The organism is Flavobacterium sp. CECT 9288 (assembly GCF_918731615.1).
Lineage (GTDB): Bacteria > Bacteroidota > Bacteroidia > Flavobacteriales > Flavobacteriaceae > Flavobacterium.
Map to the genome: position 1 here is coordinate 1,216,362 of NZ_OU957226.1, position 22,234 is coordinate 1,238,595.

The following is a 22,234-nucleotide window of genomic DNA, read 5'->3' on the forward strand; positions in this document are numbered from 1 at the left end:
ACTTAAAATCCAACCGCTTTGTTGTCACCTCTTCTGTCAGCTCCGCCTTCAAGTTTGCCATTGGGTAAAACTAAAATGGCATCTACAGCACCTATAATTTCTTTGTCTTTTTCATTGATAGAGTATCCTTTTTGTTTGAGTTGCAATAGCAAATCTTTGTTGAAAGAATTTGGTTCGAAAATAATTTCATCAGGCAACCATTGGTGGTGAAATCGAGGTGTATCTACTGCCTCTTGCATACTTAAATTAAATTCATATACGTTTAAAATAGTTTGTAAAACCGATGTGATAATAGTTGATCCTCCCGGAGTTCCTACTACCATGTAAAGTTTTTTATCTTTTTCGATGATGGTTGGAGTCATAGAACTTAGCATTCTTTTTTCAGGGGCAATACTGTTGGCTTTACTTCCGGTAAGACCGTAGAGATTTGGGACACCTGGTTTTGCGCTAAAATCATCCATTTGATTGTTCAAGAAAAAACCCAGTTCATCACAGTATATTTTGGAACCATAATTATCATTTAAGGTTGTTGTTGCGGCTATCGCATTCCCAAAAGGATCTACAATAGAGTAATGTGTGGTTTGATCACTTTCATATCCTGTTATTTCACCGTGTGCAACATCTGAAGATTTGGTGGCTTTATCAAAACTGAAAGTATTCATTCTGTTTTTTAAGTACGAAGGATCAAGTAATTTAGAAGTAGGTATTTTTACAAAATCAGGATCTCCAAGAAAAAAGTTTCTATCTGCGTAGGCTCTGCGCTCGGCTTCGGTAATCAATTGAATGGCTTTTTGACTGTTGTGTCCCATTTGCGCAAGCGGATATGGTTCTATCATAGACATGATTTGGTTCAAACAGATTCCACCACTACTAGGTGGTGCCATAGAAGTTATTTTTAAATCTTTATAATCAAATGTAATTGGTTTTCTCCATTTTGCTTCGTACTTCTTTAAATCCTCAAGAGTCATAGCACCGTTCTTTTGAGTGAGAAAAGCAATCAGTTTTTGGGCGGTTTCTCCGGCGTAAAATTCCTCTTTTCCATATTGTGAAATTTTTTTAAGCGTATTTGCTAACGCTTTGTATTTGATGGTATCGTTTGCTTTATAAACTTGAGAGAATAAGCTGTTTGGTCCGTTTTCTTTAATAAAAACCGCTCTAAAAGCTGCTAGACTTTTGGCTTGATTGGGTGTTACAACTACGCCTCTTTCTGCGAGAGCAATTACAGGTTTTAATATTTCACTAATGGGAAGTGAACCGTATTTTTTGTGTACTTCAAAAACACCTGCAATGGTTCCAGGTACACCTGATGCATGTGCTGTTGCAGTACTTTTACCTTTTATAACATTTCCATTTTGGTCTAAGAACATATCGTTTTTGGCTGACAAAGGTGCTTTTTCTCTATAATCAATAGAGCCAGTTTCTCCGTTAGCTTTCCTGTAAACCATAAAACCTCCGCCGCCTATATTTCCCGCTTGCGGATGGGCTACAGCCAATGCTAATTCGGTAGCTACCATAGCGTCAAATGCGTTACCTCCTTTTTTCATTATGTCGACTCCTATTTGTGAGGCTTCTTCACGCGCAGAAACTACCATTGCTTTGGAAGTCACAAGTCCGGTGGGATTTACTGCTTTTTCTTGGGATTTACATCCAATAGCAATTAAGAAAAGTAACGGTAATAATTTTTTCATAATGTTGATTTTTTGTGGTTTACAAATGAGATTAATTCAGCAAAAAAAAGAGTAAAGTCATTCTCAAATTCACTGTAGAATTCGTTTAATTCATTGCTTGCAAACCTCATTTGGGATTGGTTTTTAGTGCGTTTGTCCATTTGGGTTAAAATTCCATCTATGCCTTCAACTGTTTGGTAACTTACAAGCCAATTTTGTTGTATCATGTAGGGCATCATACCTTTTGTTTTCTCTGATAGTACGCTGTAATTATGGTACAGGGAGTCGTAAAAACGGGCAACAAAATCTTCTAGTTTTTCATTAGAATAATTCGACCAGTTTTTGGCTAAAAAGTGATCGTAAAAAACATCCACAATCACTCCAGCGTAATGATGGTATTTTTCATGAAGTTTTTTTGTACTTTGTCTAAAGATAGGATGCGCATCGGTAAAAGTATCAATGGCTCGATGCAAAACAATACCTTTTTGAATTTCTAATGGGTAGTTTTCATAGTGACTCCCTCTGATTCCATCAGCCATGAAATTACCAATTTTAAGTAAATCATTTTCGCCAGAAAGGTAAATGTGTGCTAGGAAATTCATGAGATTGCTTTAAAGATTTATAGAATGAAATTTTACGTTCATTTCTATTTTATAGGCTTCAATTCTTATATTTGTCAGCAATTTAAAATTTAAAATTCAATTTATAAAATATATATCAATGACTTTAATAAAATCAATATCAGGAATTCGAGGTACAATAGGTGGAAATGTAGGGGATAACTTAACTCCTGTTGATGCTGTAAAATTTGCTTCAGCTTATGGAACTTGGTTAAAAAACTACAGTAAGAAAGATAAAATCACGGTAGTTGTAGGACGTGATGCTCGTATATCTGGACCAATGATTCATAATTTGGTAGTAAACACCTTGATTGGTTTGGGTATTGATGTGATTGATTTAGGACTTTCAACTACTCCAACTGTTGAAGTTGCTGTACCACTTGAAAAAGCTGAGGGCGGAATAATATTAACGGCATCGCATAATCCAAAACAATGGAATGCTTTGAAATTATTGAACGAAAAAGGGGAGTTTTTAAATGGTGAAGAGGGACTTAAAATTCTTGAAATTGCGGAAAGCGAAGGTTTTAATTTTTCGGATGTGGATGATTTAGGAACTATCACAATCAATGATGCCTACATGGACATACACATTGATGAGGTTTTAAACTTACCATTAGTAGATATTGAAGCTGTAAAAGCAGCAAAATTTAAGGTTGTTGTTGATGGAGTAAACTCATCAGGTGGAATTATTATTCCTAGATTATTAGAATTAATGGGCGTTGAAGTGGTAGAACTTTACTGCGAACCAAACGGTCATTTCCCTCATAATCCAGAGCCTTTGAAAGAGCATTTAACCGATATTTCGGAACTGGTTGTAAAAGAAAAAGCACATTTAGGAATTGTTGTAGATCCTGATGTAGATCGTTTGGCATTCATTTGTGAAGATGGCGAAATGTTTGGCGAAGAATACACGTTAGTGGCTTGTGCCGATTATGTTTTGAGTAAAACTCCAGGAAATACAGTATCTAACATGTCATCGTCTCGTGCTTTACGCGATGTTACAAACGCACATAACGGAAACTACGAAGCCAGTGCTGTAGGTGAGGTAAATGTAGTAGAATTGATGAAAAAAAATAATGCAGTTATTGGTGGTGAAGGAAACGGTGGAATTATCTACCCAGAGCTTCATTACGGACGTGATAGTTTGGTAGGAGTAGCTTTGTTTTTGACGCATTTGGCTAACAAAAAAATGACGGTTTCAGCATTGCGTGCTTCGTATCCGGAATATTACATGAGCAAAAATAAAATTGAATTAACACCGCAAATTGATGTAGATGCTATTCTTGTTGCCATGACCGAAAAGTACAAGAATGAAGATATTACTACTATTGATGGTGTTAAAATTGATTTTGCCGAAAATTGGGTTCACTTAAGAAAATCAAATACAGAGCCTATTATTCGTATTTATACCGAAGCAGCCTCTCAAATGCTAGCAGATCAATTAGCACTTAGAATTATTGATGAAATTAAAGCAGTTGCTGGTATTTAATGAATAGAATTTTTAAACCCTTTTGTATTTTTCAAAAGGGTTTTTTTAAAATAATACAATTGTAAGTCTAAAGATGTGTTTTTTTCGTAGATGATACTTAGTTTGAAAAGGGTTTTCGATTTTTCTGTTGTATAATAAAGACGAATTGTAAAACGAAATAAAAAAGATTTAAAATTTATATTTATGAAAAAAATTTCCGCACTTCTGGTTTTGTGTTCATTTCTATTTGTTGCTTCTTGCTCAAGTGATGAAAATAATTCTAGTCCTGATGCTGTTACAGTTGATAAAAATTTGAACAAACAGCAAACCGGTAGCTCTGCAAATGATTTATTATCAGATAGGAAATTTAAAAGTTTGGTGATTGAAGTGGTCTACGTAAATGGTTTTGAACCTAGTACTGCGGCCATAACAAACTTTGTTAATTTTTTAAATGCTAGAACTTTCAAGCCTGGAGGTATTACGGTCGTGAAACGCGGAATTCCTTCACCAGGAACGGCACCCTATTCAAACGAGGAAATAGTAGCTATTGAGGATGCTAATAGAACTAAATACAATTTAGTAGACCAAATTGCTGTTTGGGCTTTTTTTGCTGATGGAAAATCAGATAAAGATGCCGGAAATTCATTTGTACTAGGAACTGCTTATCGCAATACTTCATTTGTTATATATGAACAAACGCTTCATGGTTTGAGTGATAGTGCTTTTGAACCCAACAGAAGCGTGCTGGAAACCACAGTAATTACTCATGAATTTGGACATGTTTTAGGGCTAACAAATTTTGGTACAGCCATGCAAAGCAACCATGAAGACACTGATAATCCTAAACATTGTAATAACAAATCGTGCTTAATGTATTGGACATTTGATTTGAGTGCTGCAATAGGTAGTATGGGAACCTCTGGAAATGTACCTCAGCTAGATGCTCAATGTATTGCAGACCTTCGTGCGAATGGAGGAAGATAAATACTTGCGAGTTTAGTTAAGTTTTTTCTTTTTTTTTAAAGTTTTTTTAATACACAGTATTTCGATATCTTTAAAATTATTGTTACAAATGATATTTTTTCTGAACTATTTAAAAAATAGAGCGTTCAAATCAAGGATATTTAAGGATTACTATAAATTTCAATTTGGAGAAATTACAATAAAACCTTTATCTTTGATGTAAATTAAGAAGGTCATGAATGCAGTAGCTACAAAAACAGAGTTAGAGCTTTATTTTGAACAATTTAGAGAGCACATTATTGGGTTAAACCAAGAATTTGAATCTCCTTACGGAAAGCAAAAAATCATCTATACAGATTGGACTGCTAGCGGGCGATTGTATCGACCAATTGAAGAAAAGTTAATGAATGAGTTTGGTCCTTTTGTGGCCAATACACATACTGAGACCACCATTTCTGGGACTGCTATGACAAAAGCGTATCACAAAGCCAGACATATTATCAAACACCATGTGAATGCTAGTGCAGATGATGTTCTCATAACAGATGGAACCGGAATGACAGGTGTGGTAAACAAGTTTCAAAGAATATTGGGCTTAAAAGTTCCTGAAAATCTAAAGAATTTCATCACGATTCCTGCCGAAAAAAAGCCGATTGTTTTTATTTCGCACATGGAACATCATTCAAACCAAACGTCTTGGCTAGAAACAATTGCTGATGTTGAGGTAATTCCAGCCGCTGAAGATGGTTTGTTTAGCATAGAAAACTTATTGATTTTACTAGATAAATATAAAGAAAGACCTTTTAAAATTGCATCCATCACTTCATGCTCTAATGTTACGGGTATCAAAACTCCATATCATGAAGTGGCAAAATTAATGCATCAACATAACGGACTTTGTTTTGTTGATTTTGCTTGCTCAGGTCCTTACGTAAAGATAGATATGCACCCTGAAGATCAAGAGTCTTATTTAGATGCTATTTTCTTTTCTCCACACAAGTTTTTAGGAGGTCCTGGGACTTGTGGTATCCTTGTTTTTAATAAAAAATTATATCAAAATGTTGTACCAGATAATCCAGGAGGAGGAACTGTAAGCTGGACAAATCCATGGGGAGAACACAAATACATTGATAATATTGAGGATAGAGAAGATGGCGGAACACCTGGTTTTTTACAGGTTATAAAAACAGCATTAGCCATACAGCTCAAAGAACAAATGGGCGTGGATCAAATCTTAAAACGAGAACACGAAATCGTAGAATATATTTTTTCTTCCTTGGGACTTGTGTCCAATATCAAAATTTTAGCAGCTCAACATCAAGATAGACTGGGTGTTATTTCTTTTTTTATAGAAGACCTGCATTTTAATTTAGGAGTGAAATTATTGAATGATAAATTTGGAATTCAAACACGTGGAGGATGCAGTTGTGCAGGCACATACGGACATTTTTTACTGCATGTTGACCAAGAAACCTCTAATAAGTTAGTCAATGAAATTTCGCTAGGAGATTTAATTAGAAAGCCAGGATGGATCAGGATGTCAATTCATCCCACTACCACAACTGCTGAAATTGAATACGTGTGTAACGGAATTAAAGCGTTAGCCGAAAATCATGCAACATGGGCATTAGATTATGATTACAACCCAATTAGCAATGAGTTTGTTCATAAAGAAGCTCAGCCACTAGAGGATAATCTTGTGACAAGTTGGTTCTCTTAATAAATTACACTATTGCTATTTGTAAAAAAAACTTTAAACTAAAAATAAGACTCAATACTGAAGACTGAAAATCGAAGACGGTTAGACTTATCTTCTATGTTTCCATCGTTTATGAGTCCAGAAATAGTATTCAGGTGCTTCAATTATTTGTTTTTCAACTTCTTTGATGTAACGGTGTGTGATTTCAAAATCAGGTAGCTCTTTTGCATTTTCTGCAATAGGAATGATAGTCAGTTCATAAAAACCACGTTTCACTTTTTTTACTTTTGCAAAAACAACAGTCATATCATACTTTTTTGATAGCATTTCAGGGCCAGTATGCACAGGAACTTCAACACCCATAAAGGATTCCCAATGAAAAATTCTATCCATTTTAGGAGATTGATCGCTGGCTAAACCATAGACACACTGAATGTTGCTTTTATAATTTTCAGCAATTAGTGGGATGGTTTTATTTGTTTGTACTAATAACGTATTGTATTTTGAACGAATATCTCGAACCAATTTGTCAAAATAAATATTTCTTAGTTTTTTATATACACCAACTCCTTGAATACTTAGTTTTTGATTAAGCGTGATTAACCATTCCCAACTTGCATAATGTGAAGCTATAAGCATAATACTTTTGCCTTTTTTTTCATATTCTTGAATGAGTTCTACGTTTGTGATTACAAATCTTCGGTTCATTTCTTCAGAAGAAATTGTAAGTGTTTTGGTCATTTCAAGAAACATATCACATAAATGATGGTATGATTTCTTTTCAATAAGCAAACGTTCTTGTTGGTTAAGATGCGGCAAAGCCAATGCAATATTAGCACGAACTACTTTTTTACGATAACCAATGACATAATACATTAAGAAATAAACCCCATTCGATATGCCATACAACATAGGAAAAGGTAAAATAGAGATGAACCAAAGAAAAGGGTACGCTAATATGAAAACAAGTAACTGCATGCAAATTTTTTTTTTGACAAATATAACTTAATTTTGATTGTAGATATAATTTCCCTTGCTCGTGAATGAGTATTTGAGAATTACTATCTTTACCCATCACAAAAAATACGGAATATGAATACTGTTTTATTAGCATTAATAATTGTTAATGTATTGTTTAGTTACAAAGGATTTAACGACTTGTCTTTTTTTAGAAAATATGAATTTCATGTAGGAAGTATCAAAGCTGGAGAACAAATCCGAATGATTACCTCTGGTTTTTTACATGCAGATATGGTTCATTTGTTTTTTAATATGTTTACCCTTTGGATGTTTGCTCCGGTAGTATTAGGGCAACTGGGTAATTTTTCATTTTTATTGATCTATTTTGGCAGCCTTATTTTTGGGAGTTTGCTTACTATGGTTTTTCATAACAATGACTATGGGTATAGAGCCGTAGGCGCCTCTGGAGCTGTTACAGGAGTGTTGTATTCAGCTATATTATTGCAACCCGATATGATGTTAGGAATATTTTTTATAATACCAATGCCAGCTTATATTTTTGGGATATTGTATTTATTGTACTCTATTTATGGCATGCGTGCTAAGAACGATAACATTGGCCATACGGCACATTTTGGTGGAGCTGTAGGCGGTTATCTAATTACTTTAATAAAACAACCTACTATGTTTGTAGATAATACAATGATGGTTATTGTTTTAGCCATTCCTATTGTAATTCTTTTTATAATGGTAAAGCTAGGTAAGCTATAATGGCATAACTTTTGGAAAGTAATTGTAATAACCTTTAAATTGTTAAAAATGAAAAAAGCATTAGCAGTATTCAGTATATTTTTTATCTCATTGTCTTATGGTCAAGATGTAAAACCTACGCCTCAAATTAATGTAAATGGAGAAGGAAAAGTAAAAGTTATCCCAGATCAAGCTACTATTAATGTTTCGGTTGAAACCAAAGGGAATGTAGCTAAGGATGTTAAAAAAGGAAATGATGAAAAAATTGATGCAGTAATCAAGTTTATAAAAAAAATGAACATACCGGCAGGGGATTTCAAAACGCAACGCATAGCTTTGAATCCGCAGTATGATTATGAAAAAAAGAAACACAGCTACAATGCAGTTCAAACCATTGAAATTGTTATAAGAGATTTATCAAAGTATGATGAATTGATGGAAGGTTTAGTAGAACAAGGAATTAATAGAATAGATGCCGTAGTATTTCAATCCTCAAAGCTAGCGCAATATCAATCAGAAGCAAGAAAGCTTGCTATGAAGGACGCCAAATTAAAAGCAGAAGATTATGTATCAGTTTTAGGGCAAAAAGTAGGGAAGGCACTCGTAATTTCAGATAATTCTCAAACTTATTATCCACAGCCTATGTATGCTTCTATGAAAAGCATGGAGCGCATGGATGCATCAGAACCTAGAGAAACTTTAGCAATAGGAGAAATAAATATTACAGCTAATGTTACGGTAAATTTTATATTGGAATAGAAAGGCCTATACTTTAAAAAAAAACGGAACTATTTTAGTTCCGTTTTTTTTGTGAATAGATTTAACGATTTACTTTCACTCAAAGTTTTTAAATATTTGATGATGCTAATTGTCTTCTCTTCCAGAATTCAGACTGAGGCCAGCGTTGTTCTTGTCCATAAAAATAAGACTTATGTTTGAGGTAATAATCCCAAATGTGATTCATTTGTTGCGTGTATATCTCTTGAAATACTGCCTCTTGAGCCTTGTTTGTCTCTTCAATTATTTGATAGTTCTGCAGGAGATCTGTAAGCTGTAGCGCACTTGCCATGGCGTTAAACATGCCTTGGGAAGAAAGTGGATCAAAACTTACTGCAGCATCGCCAAGTGCTGCCCATTGCTTTCCTGCTACTTCATGAAGCTTACTAGAATTAGCAGCCACCGTACCATGAAATTGTATGGGTTGCTTATTTTTTGAAAGAATACTAGCCATCTGTTTATTGGCTGTTGCCAATTGTAAAAAGGAATCGGCACTTTTTATTTGAGTTCGTTCTATTAAATCAGCATCGGTTTGAAATGCAATAACCCTTTTATTATTAGGCAATGGTGCACTGTACCACCAGCCTTCCTCACATGATGAAATAGTGCTCATTGTAATCGTTTCGTGATTCTCTACTGTGGCCCAAGTGGCCACAAGTTTGTCAATTACTTCACGTTTAATACCTAACGTTCGAGTAAAATGGGATTGTCTACCACTTGCATCAATAACAAATTTTGCAGTTATACATGATTCAATTGATTTTGTTGTCGTTTCGGAAGTTTTGATGCCAATAGTCCACAGATCATTATCATAAGCAGCAGTTTGAAGTTTATATCCAAAAAAACAGTTTACGCCACGTTGCTCAGCATTGGATCGTAAATAGACTTCAAATTCTTTTCGGTTCAATTGCCAGCCAAAACCATCTGGATTGCGCAAATGATCTACAATAGTACTCTTGTCACTTCCCCAGTACGATTGCGTTCCTGTGTTTTGTTGTTGTATTTGTTGGTTAGCAGGATAGCCTTTGTTTTCTAAACCTTCTAATAGATCTAGCTGTTTTAAAATGCGTCGCGCAGCAGGTGGCAAACATTCGCCAATACGATCAACAGGTTGTAATGCTTTGTCAATTAAAGCGACTGTATACTTTTTAGATAAAGCGATGGCTGCAGTACAACCTGCAATGCCACCGCCTATAATAGCAATATCTACTTTTGTAGCCAATTTTTTATTCATTGGTAAAATGCTTTTGTACAATTATTTTGGTGAATAACGTCTGAAACGGTTCCCTTTGTCTGTGCCTGCTAAGCTTATTTTGTTTCTACCAGGATGCTTGGCTTTAGTTAATGCAGAAGCTTTTGAAGTCAATAAATTTAGTAATTTTTGTACACTTGGCGTAGAGGCAAAATCATCAGACAACTCGTTTTCAACTAAAGCAATCAATTGATCTTTTGCATTAGATAATACGTCTTGTTCTGTAAACAATTCTTTATGTGATAATTCTGTTGCTGCCGCTTTAAGTGTATCCTGAACACCTTTACTCAGTGACTTTTTGCTTTTTAAGATAGTTTCTAAATCCTTGATGGCTTCTTTAAGTAAAGTGGCTTCTTGCTCTGGAGAAGGTGTAATTCCTACTTGCATTTCAGGAGGGAAATTCTCATTGTTTGGTACTCCTTTTCTAGGTTGTACAACCGCCAGTTTGTCAAAGTATTTTACCATACTATTAATTTGATTCGTGTAGGTTGGATCCTGGCCGTCAAGCGGTAAATCGTCTAACCACATTTTACGGAAAGCAAAGGCCTGCTTGCGTGTTTCTTCGGCATTGTTGTCATTTATTACTTCCTTGTAACGCTCTTCATCTAAAATATTATTGGGTACACGAGCCGGCCAAAACGTAGGAACATAAGGGTCGTACGATGAGGTGTATCCATCTCTACAACTAGCAGTGTCTGTTTGCCAAGGGATAGCCATCCAGCGACTAATTCCACCAGCAACTTGCCCGCCTAATAAAGGTCCTTTGGCTAAAGTAAACACATCACTGTTCATCATAGGGCCATAATAACTACTGTCAACCAGAGGCGTTTTTGGAGCATGAAGTAATCTAAATGGCGCTGAGTACATGCCAGCAGTTCGCATAGGCCATGTCATTTCGCAACCAGGATGAAAAGCATCTGCCAAACAAAATTCCATTGCGGCTTTAGTCATCATATCTGGCTGTTCAGCAACGGGTAATTTATCTAAAGTTATAGGTTCAGGTACATGTGGACAACCCGTCATGTCTATGTAATCAGCATCAAAATCTCCTTTGACCCATTGGTCTATAAAAGACAATTGTAAATCTGATAAAACAGAGTTTTGTCTCATAGAACCTACAGATGGAATACTAATGGCATCGCCATAAAGCCAAGGCCATAATTGAGGTGCTTCTGCTCCAGAGGTGCCGTATCTTCTAAAACTATTTGAAATCGTACGTCGCATTTCGATATTGGCAGAAGAAGGATCGTTCAATCTTACTTTCCATTTAGAGGTGGTGTAGTCAAATTGTCCGCCCCAACCAAAAGCTGCTGCAAAGGCTGCGTTGACCCATTGTAAATTTGTCATTCGTTCAAAAATGGGCAAGATATCCTTAGTAAATGATGGTCGGACAGGGCATGGCATCATTCCTGAACTTACCGCTACATCGCGCATTAAATCCCACATTGTTCTTACTGATTTTTGCATTGGAGCATAATCAGGTGGCGCACAAACAACCCAAGCTGGATCTACTTTAAGTGCCACACCATTATATTCTACTTCGGCAGTAACAGGTCCGTCTGAGATGTCATCATACCAACCTTCATTATTGGCAAATGTTATCGCAATATCACCTTTTAAATTTTCAGAAACTCCGTGGCCACCTAGCATAAGTAAACGTCCTTTTTCATCAGTGCGCATTTCGCCTAGATATACTGGTTTTTCTTGAAATTTACCTACAAACTGATGTCCTTTGGTTACATTTGGTTTGTTTATTGTTTGTAAACCACCATCAATAATGAGTGAGTTTCTATCTTTTACATCAATATTTCGAAGTAATGAAGGTGGCGCATCAGCAGCATCTGGAATGTCCAACGCAATTTGGAATTGGTACCAAGAAGCCTTTTGATTGGCTAAATGGGAATGCCAAACGATTTTAGAATTCTCAGCATTTAACTCCTTGATAGCCTTTCCTGCTGCATTGAAACCATATATTCTAAATTGTGCGGCTTGTCGTTTTAGGGCGCCAGTAGCATCGCGGTACGCATTATCGCTAGACATTGGTACAGGCTCTGAAACCAATGGGCCAATAAAGTACTCGTTTTCACTATTTCCTACACGCGTAACACCTATAGGCGGATAGATTCCAGCTTTGACAATGCAATCACTATTTTCGTCTACATTGCCTTTGAAAGGGCGGTTCACTTTTTCTGGTTCTTGAGTCGATTGTCCGTTTGCTTGATGACGAACCTCAGAACTAGCGGCATAAACTACTTTTCGAACCGCTGCAATAGAACCCAGTGGTTCGTGCTCTTTTAGTGTACGGAAAATATTAAACGAAAGATTTGTGCCAAATTCAGGTTGACCAATTGCACAAATGTCTTGTTCAGGGAAATACAATTCTGCAATAGCTATGTACGGACTTTCTTCTGTGCTCCAAACGGCTTGCGCATCATCTAGAGGCATGGTTTTATCGTTTGTGCGTAACTGAATCTCAAAACGAAATTTTGCTGATTTAGTTCGGAGGCGTTGCTGTAAGTCGAGTGCTAAATAATTATTATCGTCAAAAGGTGCTCCCTGGTACGTATCTTCGGGAACTAGGCGGTATTTTACAATTTGTTGTTCCCCTAACTTAAAAGGAAGAATTGCCCAATATGTCGCACTCAAACAACTGGCTTCCTCTTTGTTCATGGCGTTAAGAATAGACGCCAGTTTTGGATGTTTATTGATGTACGAATCGTAATCCTTGTCGATAACTCCGGCGGTAGTAAAACTGCACATTTGTTGCGCATCACGAGCGAAAAAACGATCTATGTTTTGGAAAATGAAATCAGCGTTAGTTCCTGTTCCCAAAAGTTTAGGACCATCAACACCAAAAAGCTTTAAGCCAATACCTAAAGTAGAGTGTAAATCTGGTGAAGAAGGGCTGGTGTCGCTAGAGAAACGAACAGCACATTCATAAGAGCTACCTGCAAAAATACCGATTTTATATTTTGGATCAATATCTTTATTTATTGTAAAAGTTCCGTAACCAATGCCGTGTTGTTTTCGAAAAACGGGACGTTCAGCTGGCTGCTGTCCGCTTTCGATACGGGTTTTTTGTCCAAGTTCGACAAACATTTCCTCGAGTCGTTGCGTCACTACATTTATGTTGCCATCACTATCCCAACAGGCAACATTATTTGCTGTAGGTTTTGTTTTTAATAAAGCTGATTTTTTTTCAGCTGTGCTTGTAGTGCTTGGTTTTTCTGGTTTGTTTGCTTTTTTAGTCATAAAGTGATTGTTTAGTTTTTTGTATACCAAAGTAAGTATTTTTAGCAAGCTTATCCTTGCGTATAAATACTTGATTTTTAAAAAACAGAATAAATTTTTTAATTCTAAGAAATTAAAGGAATGCTAATTTGTAGTTTAAAAAATGAGATAAGAAACGAATATCTGATAGTTTTCTACAGTAGTTCGTCACTCTGCCCCTGATAGCAACGAAAAGCGCGCAAGGGTAGGAGCCCAATAAAAACAAAACCCAAAACAGCGACCAACGGAAGCTCGTTTTGGGTTTATGTTTTTAAGGCGATTCCCGCGGACTTGTAGTGAATAGCAGGAATTGGCAGCCAGAATATTTGGAGTAAAGTGTTGATGAAATTATTTCCCGATACAATATCTAATTTATCATTATTTGTAAGGCTTTAGCAGGGTAGAGGTGTACAAAAAGAGTACTTAATATAGTAGAATACTCATTTGTAAAGACAGTAAAAGAAATTGTAGCTATTTAAATTGGAGAATAATTTCTTCAAAATCCTCCTTTATAAACTCCCAATACTTTCCTTTAAAGCAAATTGGATTAAAATCTTCATCAGCTTGTTCAAAGGATGTAAAGTTTTTAATTATTAAATCTTTGTCATGTGAATAAGGATATCTTTGCTCGTGTAAGTCTAACATTTGGCATAAATCATGAGACCGAAGTAATTCATGTAGATCCCAAAAGTCTTTTTTTCTCCCTCCTCCCTGAATAACTTCTAACTTCATGGCGATAATTTCTTCAATAGTTGCCATTCTGATACCATCAACTTCTATAGCGGGTTGGATATAATCGTCTGTGTAATACAAATCAAGTTTTACGGTATTTTCTTTATTTTCTCCAATACTATAACTTTTACCCATTGCTGGAATAGTGTCTAAAAAATCTACATATTGAAAGTTATCTTTTAGATAAATTTCTATGGCTCTAAAATCTAGTGATCCGTAGTCAGCATCACTAAACAGATCAATATCGATAGATTCTCTATGACCTATTTGTAAACTCAATGCTGTACCGCCTACAAGTCTAAAATCATCAAAGATTTTTGATTGCATTAATTGAATCAAACTTTCTTTAAGCAATTTATTTACAGTGGAATAGTATAACATTACGATTGTTCTTTATTTTTATAAACAGTATAGGGTTTACGAGTATTTTGCTTAAGTGTAGACCTAATGAGTTCACTTTTATAGAAACGTTTTATTTCTTCTTTTTCAATATCATTTCCTCGTTCGAATATTCTAAGAATTACCGCTGCACTTTGTTTCTGCCAATCAATTTTAGTGATATCTGTATCCCAAAACAACACCTTTCTTAAAAGGTTTAAGTTTGGAGTTTCTTGTTTTGTTTTACTTTTTTGTTCCTGAATGTCAAAATAGGTTTGTAGCAAAGCTAGTGAGCCTTCCTCTAAACTTAGCTTTTCTTCAATTTTCAATGCCAGTGCTACATTGAGTTTCCTTCTTCCTTTTGTTATTGCGTTTATAGTTTGTGGATGCTCCCCAATAGAAATAGCAAAAGGACGCTGTGAAATCGCTTTTTTGTTAAGTAAGCGTTCCAATACTATTCCAGGATGTATGCCTTTAAATTTTTCGATTAATGCATTCATAATGCAAATGTAAACATTTTTGTTTACATGGAGATCGATGCGGTGGTAATTGTTTTTAATCAACGCATATTTGCGGTGATTATTACCGTTAAAGCAGTTTTTGTGTTCTTTTTTTTAATTTTTCAATTGTAAAATCATCTTTTACCGGTTTATTTACTGCTATAACAGTAATAAAAGCTATTTATATTAAATAAATGTTTTATAATATCTAAATTGTGTATTTTTACCGTTAAAACAGTATAAAATGGATTATTTTGATTTAGGTACTTTCATAAAAGACCATCGAAAAAAAGCAGGATTGACACAACTTGAACTAGCAGACTTAGCTGGAGTAGGAAAGACCACTGTTTTTGATATAGAAAAAAATAAAGAAACAGTTCGGTTGAACAATCTTTTGTCAGTACTCCGAGTACTAAATATTAAACTAGAATTCAAAAGTCCTTTAAATAAATAATTATGAGAAGAGCCATTGTATTTGCACACGGAAAAAGAGCTGGAGTTTTAACTGAAATTGCTGCTAACGACTACCATTTTGAGTATGATGAAAATTATGATGGCGAAGCGGTTTCATTGACGATGCCCACAACTCAGAAAAAATATAGCTATACATTCTTTCCTCCGTTTTTTGAGGGGCTATTGCCTGAAGGTGTTATGTTAGAGGGATTACTACGAATTGTAAAAATTGATAAGAAAGATTATTTCTCTCAACTGATTGCAACGGGAAATGATCTCGTTGGAGCAGTAACGGTTAAATTGAAGGAAGATGAATAGATGTCCTATTACATATGAATTGTGCGGTATGGATAAGTACAGTGAAAAAGGACTTCGAATGATAGCTCCTAAACTGACGTATTTAAATGATTTACCCTATACAGCTGTTGAACTTCGTCAGGAAGCCGCAAATAGAGCTAAAAAGCTATCTATTCAGGGTGTGCAACCAAAGCTTAGTGCCGCTATTTCAATAGTGGATCAAGAATTTAAAATTGTGGATCAATTTGGAACCTACATCATAAAACCACAAAATGATTTATTTCCTCAATTACCAGAAAATGAAGATGTGACTATGCGAATGGCGAAAGTGTTTGGTTTAGAAGTGCCATTTCACGGGATGCTATATGGTAAAGATGGGAGTTTGTCTTATTTCATTAAACGTTTTGACCGTTACGGTAAAGGAAGTAAGTACGCAACAGAAGATTTTGCGCAATTGACAGGGAATACAAGAGACACCAAGTATCGTTATACAATGGAAAAATTGGTTCCTGTAATGGACGAGTATTGTTCCTTTCCCGCAATTGAAAAAGCTAATTTTTTCAAAAGAATTCTTTTTTGCTATCTGACCGGAAATGAAGACATGCATTTGAAAAATTTTTCGGTAATTACCAAAAATGGAAAAACAACACTGGCACCTATTTATGATTTTCTAAATTCTACAATAGCGATTAAAAATCCAGAAGAGGAAATTGCACTGACCTTAAAGGGAAAAAAAAGTAATTTAAAAGCAGCTGATTTTGTATGTTATTATGCTCAAGAAAGATTACAACTCAATGAAAAAACGATTGCAACTATTCTACTGCAAATGAAAAAAGCAACTCCAAAATGGAAGGAGCTGCTTGAAATTTCTTTTCTTTCAGATGAAATGAAAGAGAAGTATTTAGAATTATTGGAAATTAGGGTAGGGATGTTTAAATAAAAATTGAGTCGATTAAAACAACTCATTTTCATTTTTCAGAAAATTAAATATTATTTTATCAACCTCAGAAATAATTGGCAAATCGTTGTAAGATAGCCATCTAATTTCCTTTATTTCATTATTTTTCTCTAGTACGCCTATGTAGTCTGCTTTATAACAAGTCATTTTTACATTAACACCTTTCTTGTCTCCATCAGATTGAGCAGTAAAAGTTCCAATATACATAATCGTTTCTGGTAAAATATCGACACTCAACTCCTCTTTAATTTCACGTATTAACGTTTCGTGATCCGTTTCATTATTTTCTCTTTTACCACCAGGGATGTAATATTTATCTTTTCCTATAGATTTTGTACTGAGTATTTTGCCGTCTCTTAATACAAGTAATGCTATTTTATCTATTTCTTTCATGTTGTTCTCTTTTAGTGTAAACATGATTCAATTATTTATATTTTATAACTTAATGCTTCAATTGATTCAATTTGTATTTTTTTTAATCACTTTATAAAAGCTTGCCGATGTATTATTTCTAACATAGTTCAACGATGTATGACTCTTGTTTTAATAAAATAACAAATGTTTTAAACTTAAGTTTATGAATTATTTAGGATTAAATATTTATTACTTTTTTACCTTTTTTCTCATCAATTTGGTAAGAGACACCGTAAAAGGCAAGCCCACTTTTGAATAAATATTTTTTTCGGTTTTTTGAATTTCAATATACCTATCCAATTCTTTAAATTTAAAGCTAACATCTTTGAATTCAGCTGCTTTTACTTTTTCGATTTCGATTGATAGATAATACTCTTTTGGATTACTTGATGCTGGATAATTTAAAGAATCTAAATGAATATTAGAAAATACTTTTGGTCCTTTACTTTTAATCTCATATAAATCGGAAGCAAATTCTTCACCATTTCTTCTTAACAATAGATACTTAGCATTTACAACTTCGTTATTTAATTCTAAAGAACCTTTTTCTTCATCCATACGGAAAATATATTTTCCATTTTCTTCATACCATTTGAATCTTTGTGGAGTTGTTGAATATCCTACTAGTACGAATGTATCGCTTGGAATCAGTTTCTTCCCATTAAGATATTCTGGTAATGGTTCGTGGAGATAGTTGTTGTCTTCTTTAGGTTCTTTATAGATTAAATGTGCTTTATTTGAAATGTTCTCCCGTTGTGAAGCTCTATCTACTAGATGATTAATTACTAAATCAATAAAATTTGATAATTCATTTATTCCATTGTTGAATTCTGTTGGATTGATTGCAAATGCTCCCAAACCTGGTATTATTTCGTGAAAACCTCTTATTTCCTTTTTTTCCGTACCAGGATATAATACATATGCTCCGCCGGTTCTTCTGATGGCATCTTTATAGGCATGCATTTTTAATAAATCTGCATTTTTATAATTTCCTTTACGCTCATTATTTTCTTCCTCTTCTAATATATCAGAATCTATTTTAGTGTTGTAATCAAATTGAATTACTTTGTACTTAGCATCAAAATGAATATGCACAATTAATTCATCTCTTTCTGCATCCTTTTCTCTTAAAAGTGCTGGCCAAACTGACAGTGTGTAATCTGGTCGAAGTGTTGTTGTGTAACTACCCGCTGCTTCTTGTGCATATTTTGTCCCCCCTTTAAACGAACGATTGTATGAAAATTTAACTTTTAATTTTCTACTACCAGCATCAAAATCTCCATATAAAGCCGTATGTCTTCCTTGTTTTACCATTATATTTAAACCATCTTTTGTTGGTTCTAGCAAATGGTCGTATGCTTTTTCTTCGTGCTCTACATTATTTAACTTAAACTTTTCTTTAAACAAATCGTGCAATGTAAAAAATAGCCAATATTCATATAACGTAGCAATATCTCTTTTACCTGCGTTATATACATCATCACCACCTTTCCAAACTAGTTTTGCAGCTAGATCATATTGTAACCAAGCACTTAAAATTTCACGATATCCACTTTTTCTTTGCAATACCGGACTGTTTAATTTTAGTGATGTAGGTCTTGAAATATCTTGAAAAAATGACATGCTTAAATAGCTGTCTAATTGAGTTACTATATTTGTAGCTTCAATTGCTGGCCGAGTATAGTTCTTTGCTTTAAAATATTGTTGACAATCTTCAGAAAAACGTAAAAAAACCTCTAAAGCATGTTTTATAAAACGGTTTTCTGGAGTGTCTATATGTTCAATTTTTCTGAAACTATTTATTTTTAAAGGAACAGAATGAATGCCTAAACTATATAGTGGATGTGTTGTTTCTAAAGGAATTCTATTCGAACCTGATAATAACTGTTTTGTAGCTGCATTAGTAAAGCGTTTTATCTTCCTAACGTCTGTAACCTCTTGTTCAACATTCCAATTCGTCTTGGGATTTGCCATTATTTTTTGAATAGCTTCCTCAAAATCTCTATTTTGAATGATAGCATTTATAAAACTGAATCGTTGGTAAATGGTTTCGTTATCTCTTGAAAAGTCTGTTTCAAAATTTTGTTCTACCGGAGAATTGATTTGCATTAAAAGTTCGGTACACTTATCCGTTATGTCTTTTAACATAAAACGGTAGTTTTCACGGTAACTCTTATCGAGTTTGGTGTCAAACTTTGTTGCTAATACTTCTAATGTTATTTTAAATTCTTTATTAGGTTGTGTATTATCTGTAATTAATAATGAAAGTGTTCCAACATAAATATTTGGAACAATTCTACCCGATGAGAGTTCACTTGTCCGCTTTGTTACAATGCCATTATAAGAACAATCTAATCTAAAATCTTTATCAGAAATAGTATAATCGTAGCTATTCCCTTCTAATATTTGATGCTGACTTTCCCCATTTTCTTTTGCTTCTTCCTCTTGTAAATGATATAATTTAGATGAATTTTCGGGATATACAAATAGCGTGACGTCTTTATTAAAAACATCATAAGGAATAGGAATATGTAATTCTTTTACTTCCATGAAATATTAAGCTTCTGCATAACTTGTGAAACCATTAGCTAGCACATTTTTATACATTCTAATTAGTTTTTCAAATGAAATGTCAAATTTAATCTCTATGCCATTAAAGTTATTTTTGATATGATTGTCGAAATTTTTGATAAAGTCATCTTTTTGTTTTTCATCTATACATAAAGCAGCTAAAGCAATTAACACTTTTACTAATTTACTTCTAGAACCATGTAGTTTTGGTAACAATTTTTGCATGATGGCTATATCTAAACACACATCGTTTTCAATGGTAGGTTCTAATGTCTTTAATTTTGCTACTAATTGCATTATTTCACTTGCTGTACGGTAACCAAATTCAGCTCCCATTTTTTTAAGTTCAGAGAAAAATAGATTTAACTTATTTGTTAGTTCCTCATTTTTACCTGTATCTGATATCGCTGCTATAGCTAAGAAATTCTCTGCCATGTTTGCTCCTTGTTTTGATAGTTTTGATAAATCAGGAATACCCGGGTTATTTAAAAAGGTAGCAATTTCTTCTTCAGTTATTCTAAATTCAATTACATTGGCTCGGTCTAGCACTTTAGGGCTAAACATATAAGTTGTTTCGTCAATATTTACAGTACCAATAATAAATACGTTTTTAGGCCAGCCAATTTGTTGTGTAATATCTAATCCATCTGTACTTGAACGATCACTTCCTGTATATAATTTCACGGTGTCTTTAGATTCCATGATACTCAAAAAATCAGCAAAATAACGTTCTACATGACTTAAATTCATTTCGTCCAAAATGATGAAATAAGGTTTTTTTTGATTTTGTTCTTTTGATGCTTCCAATAATAAATGTAATACACCACTGTCTGGAGTAATATATTCATCTGGATTTAAACCATTTGGGTAACCTAACAATGGTTCACGATTTGTCCAATCAGCTCCTACAGGAACTATTTTGTATTGATTGTCATTTTCGCAAATCCATTCTACAAAACTTTGTGCTATCTTGGTTTTTCCTGAACCCGATAAACCGCTAAGAATAACAAAAGGTTTCGATAAGAGTGAAGAAATAAATCGTAGAATTAAAACATCATTATAATTTAATCCTGAGTTTTCACAAGAATCTTGAAAATTAGAAATTTTAAAGTTCACTTGTTTTTCAAGAGTTTTATATTCTGGGGCAACAGTGGCTTTTGTTCTTTGCTGAACTAATAAATCTTTTAAGAATTTAATATAATTATTTCGACCCAATATTGCTTTAACAGAACCATTTCCAACTGTTCTTCTATCAATATCTCCTATCTCCGTAGTTTCATCAATTACATTTGTTTCAAGTTCATCAATAATAGTTTCTAATTTGAAATTTACATTGTCAAAAATTAATAATCCAAAATCTTTCTCGTAAGCTATTTCAAACTCATTTAGTTTATTAATTAAAACTTCTTTATCTTCTTTATAAACTCGTTTATATTTACCTTGTTTGAAAAGCCAATCTGCAAACATTGTTTTTAAATCAACAGCATCAAATTCTTTTACAGACAATTCGCTAACATTATTAAAATCAGAAAATAAATTTGTGCATATTGAATCATAATCTTCTTTACTTAAGGTTTCAAAAACACCAATTTTATGATAAATTGCACCAATGCTTTTCTCAATTTCAAAAGTTTTTTTAAGCTTTAATGAATTATTAGCCACTTCATTTACTACAAAATGATAGTACACTTTATCTTCTATTGTTGCTAAAATTTTATCACCAATAACTATTTCTTCATCTTCAATATTAGTATCCTCTGTCTTTATAATAAAATCAAATTCTTTTCCAGATTCAACTCGAGAAAAAGTTGTGATTAATGAATCTATTGAAACTATATAATGTTTTGTCATAATTATTTTTATAATTGAAATTCATATTTTTGCCAAACAACAACTTTTTTTAAAGTAGTTTGATTAGGCAATTCTTCTAAAACTAAAAAATCATTGCTTTTAAATTCATTGAGAATATTTTTATCCGCCACAATAATATCGTAAAAATCTGTCATTTCTGGAGAATCGGATCTTTTTTTTGAAGATTCCTTAAATTCAATTTTAATATCTTGAAAATAACCATTAAAAAAACCTTTAAGCTCATATTTCATATCGCTCATCTTTCTTGTTAAACGATCAATATTTAAAACTTCAAATCCTTTACTATTTTTTTGAAAAGTTATAATATTTGATTTGATATTTAAGTCAATATAAAATTCAGTTGAATTTATAGTATCTCTTCTTTCGAAAAGAATTTCATCACCAGCATTGACATTATTATTTCTGTAGAAATCCCCTAATCCATTAATTCTAAACTCTCCACCAATAGTTATATGCACAGAATCAATTAAACCACCATTTTTTAGATTAAAAAATTTTGGTTTTAGATTACTTGTGTCAAAAATATTTTCAATATTTGGAACTTTTTTTGAAACTAAAACATAGTACTCGTGAGTACCACCTTTTCCTATTTCAGTATTATTCAAACTTTTAATAAATTGTTTTATCTTCATT

The 22,234-nt window shown here is 33.6% G+C and carries 19 protein-coding genes; 8 read left to right on the forward strand and 11 right to left on the reverse strand.

Annotated features, from left to right (window positions below):
- Window positions 1-2 precede the first annotated feature (2 nt).
- On the reverse strand, window positions 3-1,688 hold the full coding sequence (gene ggt, locus LQ189_RS05255; protein ID WP_230154761.1) for a gamma-glutamyltransferase: 1,686 nt from the start codon (window positions 1,686-1,688) through the stop codon (window positions 3-5).
- Window positions 1,685-2,269 (reverse strand): ACP phosphodiesterase, encoded by a 585-nt coding sequence (locus LQ189_RS05260; protein WP_230154766.1) that lies wholly within the window; start codon window positions 2,267-2,269, stop codon window positions 1,685-1,687. The genes ggt and LQ189_RS05260 overlap by 4 nt, the downstream gene beginning before the upstream one ends.
- Before the next feature lie 118 nt (window positions 2,270-2,387).
- Here LQ189_RS05260 and glmM point away from each other — a divergent pair, with 118 nt between their 5' ends.
- The 3 genes from glmM to LQ189_RS05275 all read left to right on the forward strand — a co-directional run bounded on the left by glmM (window position 2,388) and on the right by LQ189_RS05275 (window position 6,438).
- Window positions 2,388-3,776 carry a phosphoglucosamine mutase gene (gene glmM, locus LQ189_RS05265; protein WP_230154768.1) on the forward strand — a complete coding sequence of 463 codons (1,389 nt, stop codon included), beginning with the start codon at window positions 2,388-2,390 and terminating at the stop codon, window positions 3,774-3,776.
- Window positions 3,777-3,959: 183 nt separating this feature from the next.
- Complete coding sequence (locus LQ189_RS05270) at window positions 3,960-4,739, forward strand: membrane metalloprotease (RefSeq protein ID WP_230154770.1); 780 nt, start codon at window positions 3,960-3,962, stop codon at window positions 4,737-4,739.
- 214 nt (window positions 4,740-4,953) lie between these two features.
- Window positions 4,954-6,438, forward strand: coding sequence for an aminotransferase class V-fold PLP-dependent enzyme (locus LQ189_RS05275; protein WP_230154771.1), 1,485 nt, complete (start codon window positions 4,954-4,956; stop codon window positions 6,436-6,438).
- An 87-nt stretch (window positions 6,439-6,525) separates the two neighbouring features.
- Here the strand turns inward: LQ189_RS05275 and LQ189_RS05280 are convergent, their stop codons facing one another.
- On the reverse strand, window positions 6,526-7,395 hold the full coding sequence (locus LQ189_RS05280; protein WP_230154772.1) for a lysophospholipid acyltransferase family protein: 870 nt from the start codon (window positions 7,393-7,395) through the stop codon (window positions 6,526-6,528).
- A gap of 114 nt (window positions 7,396-7,509) precedes the next feature.
- Here LQ189_RS05280 and LQ189_RS05285 point away from each other — a divergent pair, with 114 nt between their 5' ends.
- The gene (locus tag LQ189_RS05285) at window positions 7,510-8,148 is read left to right on the forward strand and encodes a rhomboid family intramembrane serine protease (protein WP_086454338.1); all 639 of its coding nucleotides are present in this window, start codon (window positions 7,510-7,512) and stop codon (window positions 8,146-8,148) included.
- Window positions 8,149-8,196: 48 nt separating this feature from the next.
- Window positions 8,197-8,886 carry an SIMPL domain-containing protein gene (locus LQ189_RS05290; RefSeq protein WP_230154773.1) on the forward strand — a complete coding sequence of 230 codons (690 nt, stop codon included), beginning with the start codon at window positions 8,197-8,199 and terminating at the stop codon, window positions 8,884-8,886.
- An 88-nt stretch (window positions 8,887-8,974) separates the two neighbouring features.
- Here the strand turns inward: LQ189_RS05290 and LQ189_RS05295 are convergent, their stop codons facing one another.
- From LQ189_RS05295 to LQ189_RS05310, 4 genes are all read right to left on the reverse strand, one after another.
- Window positions 8,975-10,138 carry a tryptophan 7-halogenase gene (locus tag LQ189_RS05295; RefSeq protein ID WP_230154774.1) on the reverse strand — a complete coding sequence of 388 codons (1,164 nt, stop codon included), beginning with the start codon at window positions 10,136-10,138 and terminating at the stop codon, window positions 8,975-8,977.
- Window positions 10,139-10,159: 21 nt separating this feature from the next.
- Window positions 10,160-13,408, reverse strand: coding sequence for a LodA/GoxA family CTQ-dependent oxidase (locus tag LQ189_RS05300; RefSeq protein WP_230154775.1), 3,249 nt, complete (start codon window positions 13,406-13,408; stop codon window positions 10,160-10,162).
- 489 nt (window positions 13,409-13,897) lie between these two features.
- The gene (locus tag LQ189_RS05305; protein ID WP_230154778.1) at window positions 13,898-14,539 is read right to left on the reverse strand and encodes a nucleotidyl transferase AbiEii/AbiGii toxin family protein; all 642 of its coding nucleotides are present in this window, start codon (window positions 14,537-14,539) and stop codon (window positions 13,898-13,900) included.
- Window positions 14,539-15,036, reverse strand: coding sequence for a helix-turn-helix domain-containing protein (locus LQ189_RS05310; RefSeq protein ID WP_230154780.1), 498 nt, complete (start codon window positions 15,034-15,036; stop codon window positions 14,539-14,541). The genes LQ189_RS05305 and LQ189_RS05310 overlap by 1 nt, the downstream gene beginning before the upstream one ends.
- Before the next feature lie 244 nt (window positions 15,037-15,280).
- On the opposite strand from LQ189_RS05310, the gene LQ189_RS05315 reads away from it, so the two are divergent.
- From LQ189_RS05315 to LQ189_RS05325, 3 genes are read left to right on the forward strand one after another with little or no spacing between them, the layout of a single operon-like run.
- Window positions 15,281-15,490, forward strand: a complete 210-nt coding sequence (locus tag LQ189_RS05315) for a helix-turn-helix transcriptional regulator (RefSeq protein WP_230154782.1) — start codon at window positions 15,281-15,283, stop codon at window positions 15,488-15,490.
- Window positions 15,491-15,492: 2 nt separating this feature from the next.
- Window positions 15,493-15,807, forward strand: coding sequence for a HipA N-terminal domain-containing protein (locus LQ189_RS05320; RefSeq protein ID WP_230154784.1), 315 nt, complete (start codon window positions 15,493-15,495; stop codon window positions 15,805-15,807).
- A gap of 28 nt (window positions 15,808-15,835) precedes the next feature.
- Window positions 15,836-16,726: a HipA domain-containing protein gene (locus LQ189_RS05325; RefSeq protein ID WP_230154786.1), complete on the forward strand. Its 891-nt coding sequence runs from the start codon at window positions 15,836-15,838 to the stop codon at window positions 16,724-16,726.
- A 12-nt stretch (window positions 16,727-16,738) separates the two neighbouring features.
- Here the strand turns inward: LQ189_RS05325 and LQ189_RS05330 are convergent, their stop codons facing one another.
- The 4 genes from LQ189_RS05330 to LQ189_RS05345 form a co-directional block, all read right to left on the reverse strand.
- Window positions 16,739-17,137: an NUDIX domain-containing protein gene (locus tag LQ189_RS05330; RefSeq protein ID WP_230158635.1), complete on the reverse strand. Its 399-nt coding sequence runs from the start codon at window positions 17,135-17,137 to the stop codon at window positions 16,739-16,741.
- A 210-nt stretch (window positions 17,138-17,347) separates the two neighbouring features.
- Window positions 17,348-19,708, reverse strand: coding sequence for a DUF2357 domain-containing protein (locus LQ189_RS05335; protein ID WP_230154788.1), 2,361 nt, complete (start codon window positions 19,706-19,708; stop codon window positions 17,348-17,350).
- A gap of 6 nt (window positions 19,709-19,714) precedes the next feature.
- On the reverse strand, window positions 19,715-21,580 hold the full coding sequence (locus LQ189_RS05340) for an McrB family protein (RefSeq protein WP_230154791.1): 1,866 nt from the start codon (window positions 21,578-21,580) through the stop codon (window positions 19,715-19,717).
- A gap of 8 nt (window positions 21,581-21,588) precedes the next feature.
- Window positions 21,589-22,233, reverse strand: coding sequence for a hypothetical protein (locus LQ189_RS05345; protein WP_230154793.1), 645 nt, complete (start codon window positions 22,231-22,233; stop codon window positions 21,589-21,591).
- Window position 22,234 lies beyond the last annotated feature (1 nt).

Bases quoted from the DNA above. Each gene is read 5' to 3' on its own strand.
- LQ189_RS05335 (WP_230154788.1), bottom strand. From the start codon at position 19,708: ATGGAAGTAAAAGAATTACATATTCCTATTCCTTATGATGTTTTTAAT.
- LQ189_RS05320 (WP_230154784.1), top strand. From the start codon at position 15,493: ATGAGAAGAGCCATTGTATTTGCACACGGAAAAAGAGCTGGAGTTTTA.
- glmM (WP_230154768.1), top strand. From the start codon at position 2,388: ATGACTTTAATAAAATCAATATCAGGAATTCGAGGTACAATAGGTGGA.
- LQ189_RS05340 (WP_230154791.1), bottom strand. From the start codon at position 21,580: ATGACAAAACATTATATAGTTTCAATAGATTCATTAATCACAACTTTT.
- LQ189_RS05290 (WP_230154773.1), top strand. From the start codon at position 8,197: ATGAAAAAAGCATTAGCAGTATTCAGTATATTTTTTATCTCATTGTCT.
- LQ189_RS05325 (WP_230154786.1), top strand. From the start codon at position 15,836: ATGGATAAGTACAGTGAAAAAGGACTTCGAATGATAGCTCCTAAACTG.
- LQ189_RS05260 (WP_230154766.1), bottom strand. From the start codon at position 2,269: ATGAATTTCCTAGCACACATTTACCTTTCTGGCGAAAATGATTTACTT.
- LQ189_RS05330 (WP_230158635.1), bottom strand. From the start codon at position 17,137: ATGAAAGAAATAGATAAAATAGCATTACTTGTATTAAGAGACGGCAAA.
- LQ189_RS05295 (WP_230154774.1), bottom strand. From the start codon at position 10,138: ATGAATAAAAAATTGGCTACAAAAGTAGATATTGCTATTATAGGCGGT.
- LQ189_RS05305 (WP_230154778.1), bottom strand. From the start codon at position 14,539: ATGTTATACTATTCCACTGTAAATAAATTGCTTAAAGAAAGTTTGATT.
- LQ189_RS05345 (WP_230154793.1), bottom strand. From the start codon at position 22,233: ATGAAGATAAAACAATTTATTAAAAGTTTGAATAATACTGAAATAGGA.
- LQ189_RS05310 (WP_230154780.1), bottom strand. From the start codon at position 15,036: ATGAATGCATTAATCGAAAAATTTAAAGGCATACATCCTGGAATAGTA.
- LQ189_RS05270 (WP_230154770.1), top strand. From the start codon at position 3,960: ATGAAAAAAATTTCCGCACTTCTGGTTTTGTGTTCATTTCTATTTGTT.
- LQ189_RS05300 (WP_230154775.1), bottom strand. From the start codon at position 13,408: ATGACTAAAAAAGCAAACAAACCAGAAAAACCAAGCACTACAAGCACA.
- LQ189_RS05315 (WP_230154782.1), top strand. From the start codon at position 15,281: ATGGATTATTTTGATTTAGGTACTTTCATAAAAGACCATCGAAAAAAA.
- LQ189_RS05285 (WP_086454338.1), top strand. From the start codon at position 7,510: ATGAATACTGTTTTATTAGCATTAATAATTGTTAATGTATTGTTTAGT.
- LQ189_RS05280 (WP_230154772.1), bottom strand. From the start codon at position 7,395: ATGCAGTTACTTGTTTTCATATTAGCGTACCCTTTTCTTTGGTTCATC.
- ggt (WP_230154761.1), bottom strand. From the start codon at position 1,688: ATGAAAAAATTATTACCGTTACTTTTCTTAATTGCTATTGGATGTAAA.
- LQ189_RS05275 (WP_230154771.1), top strand. From the start codon at position 4,954: ATGAATGCAGTAGCTACAAAAACAGAGTTAGAGCTTTATTTTGAACAA.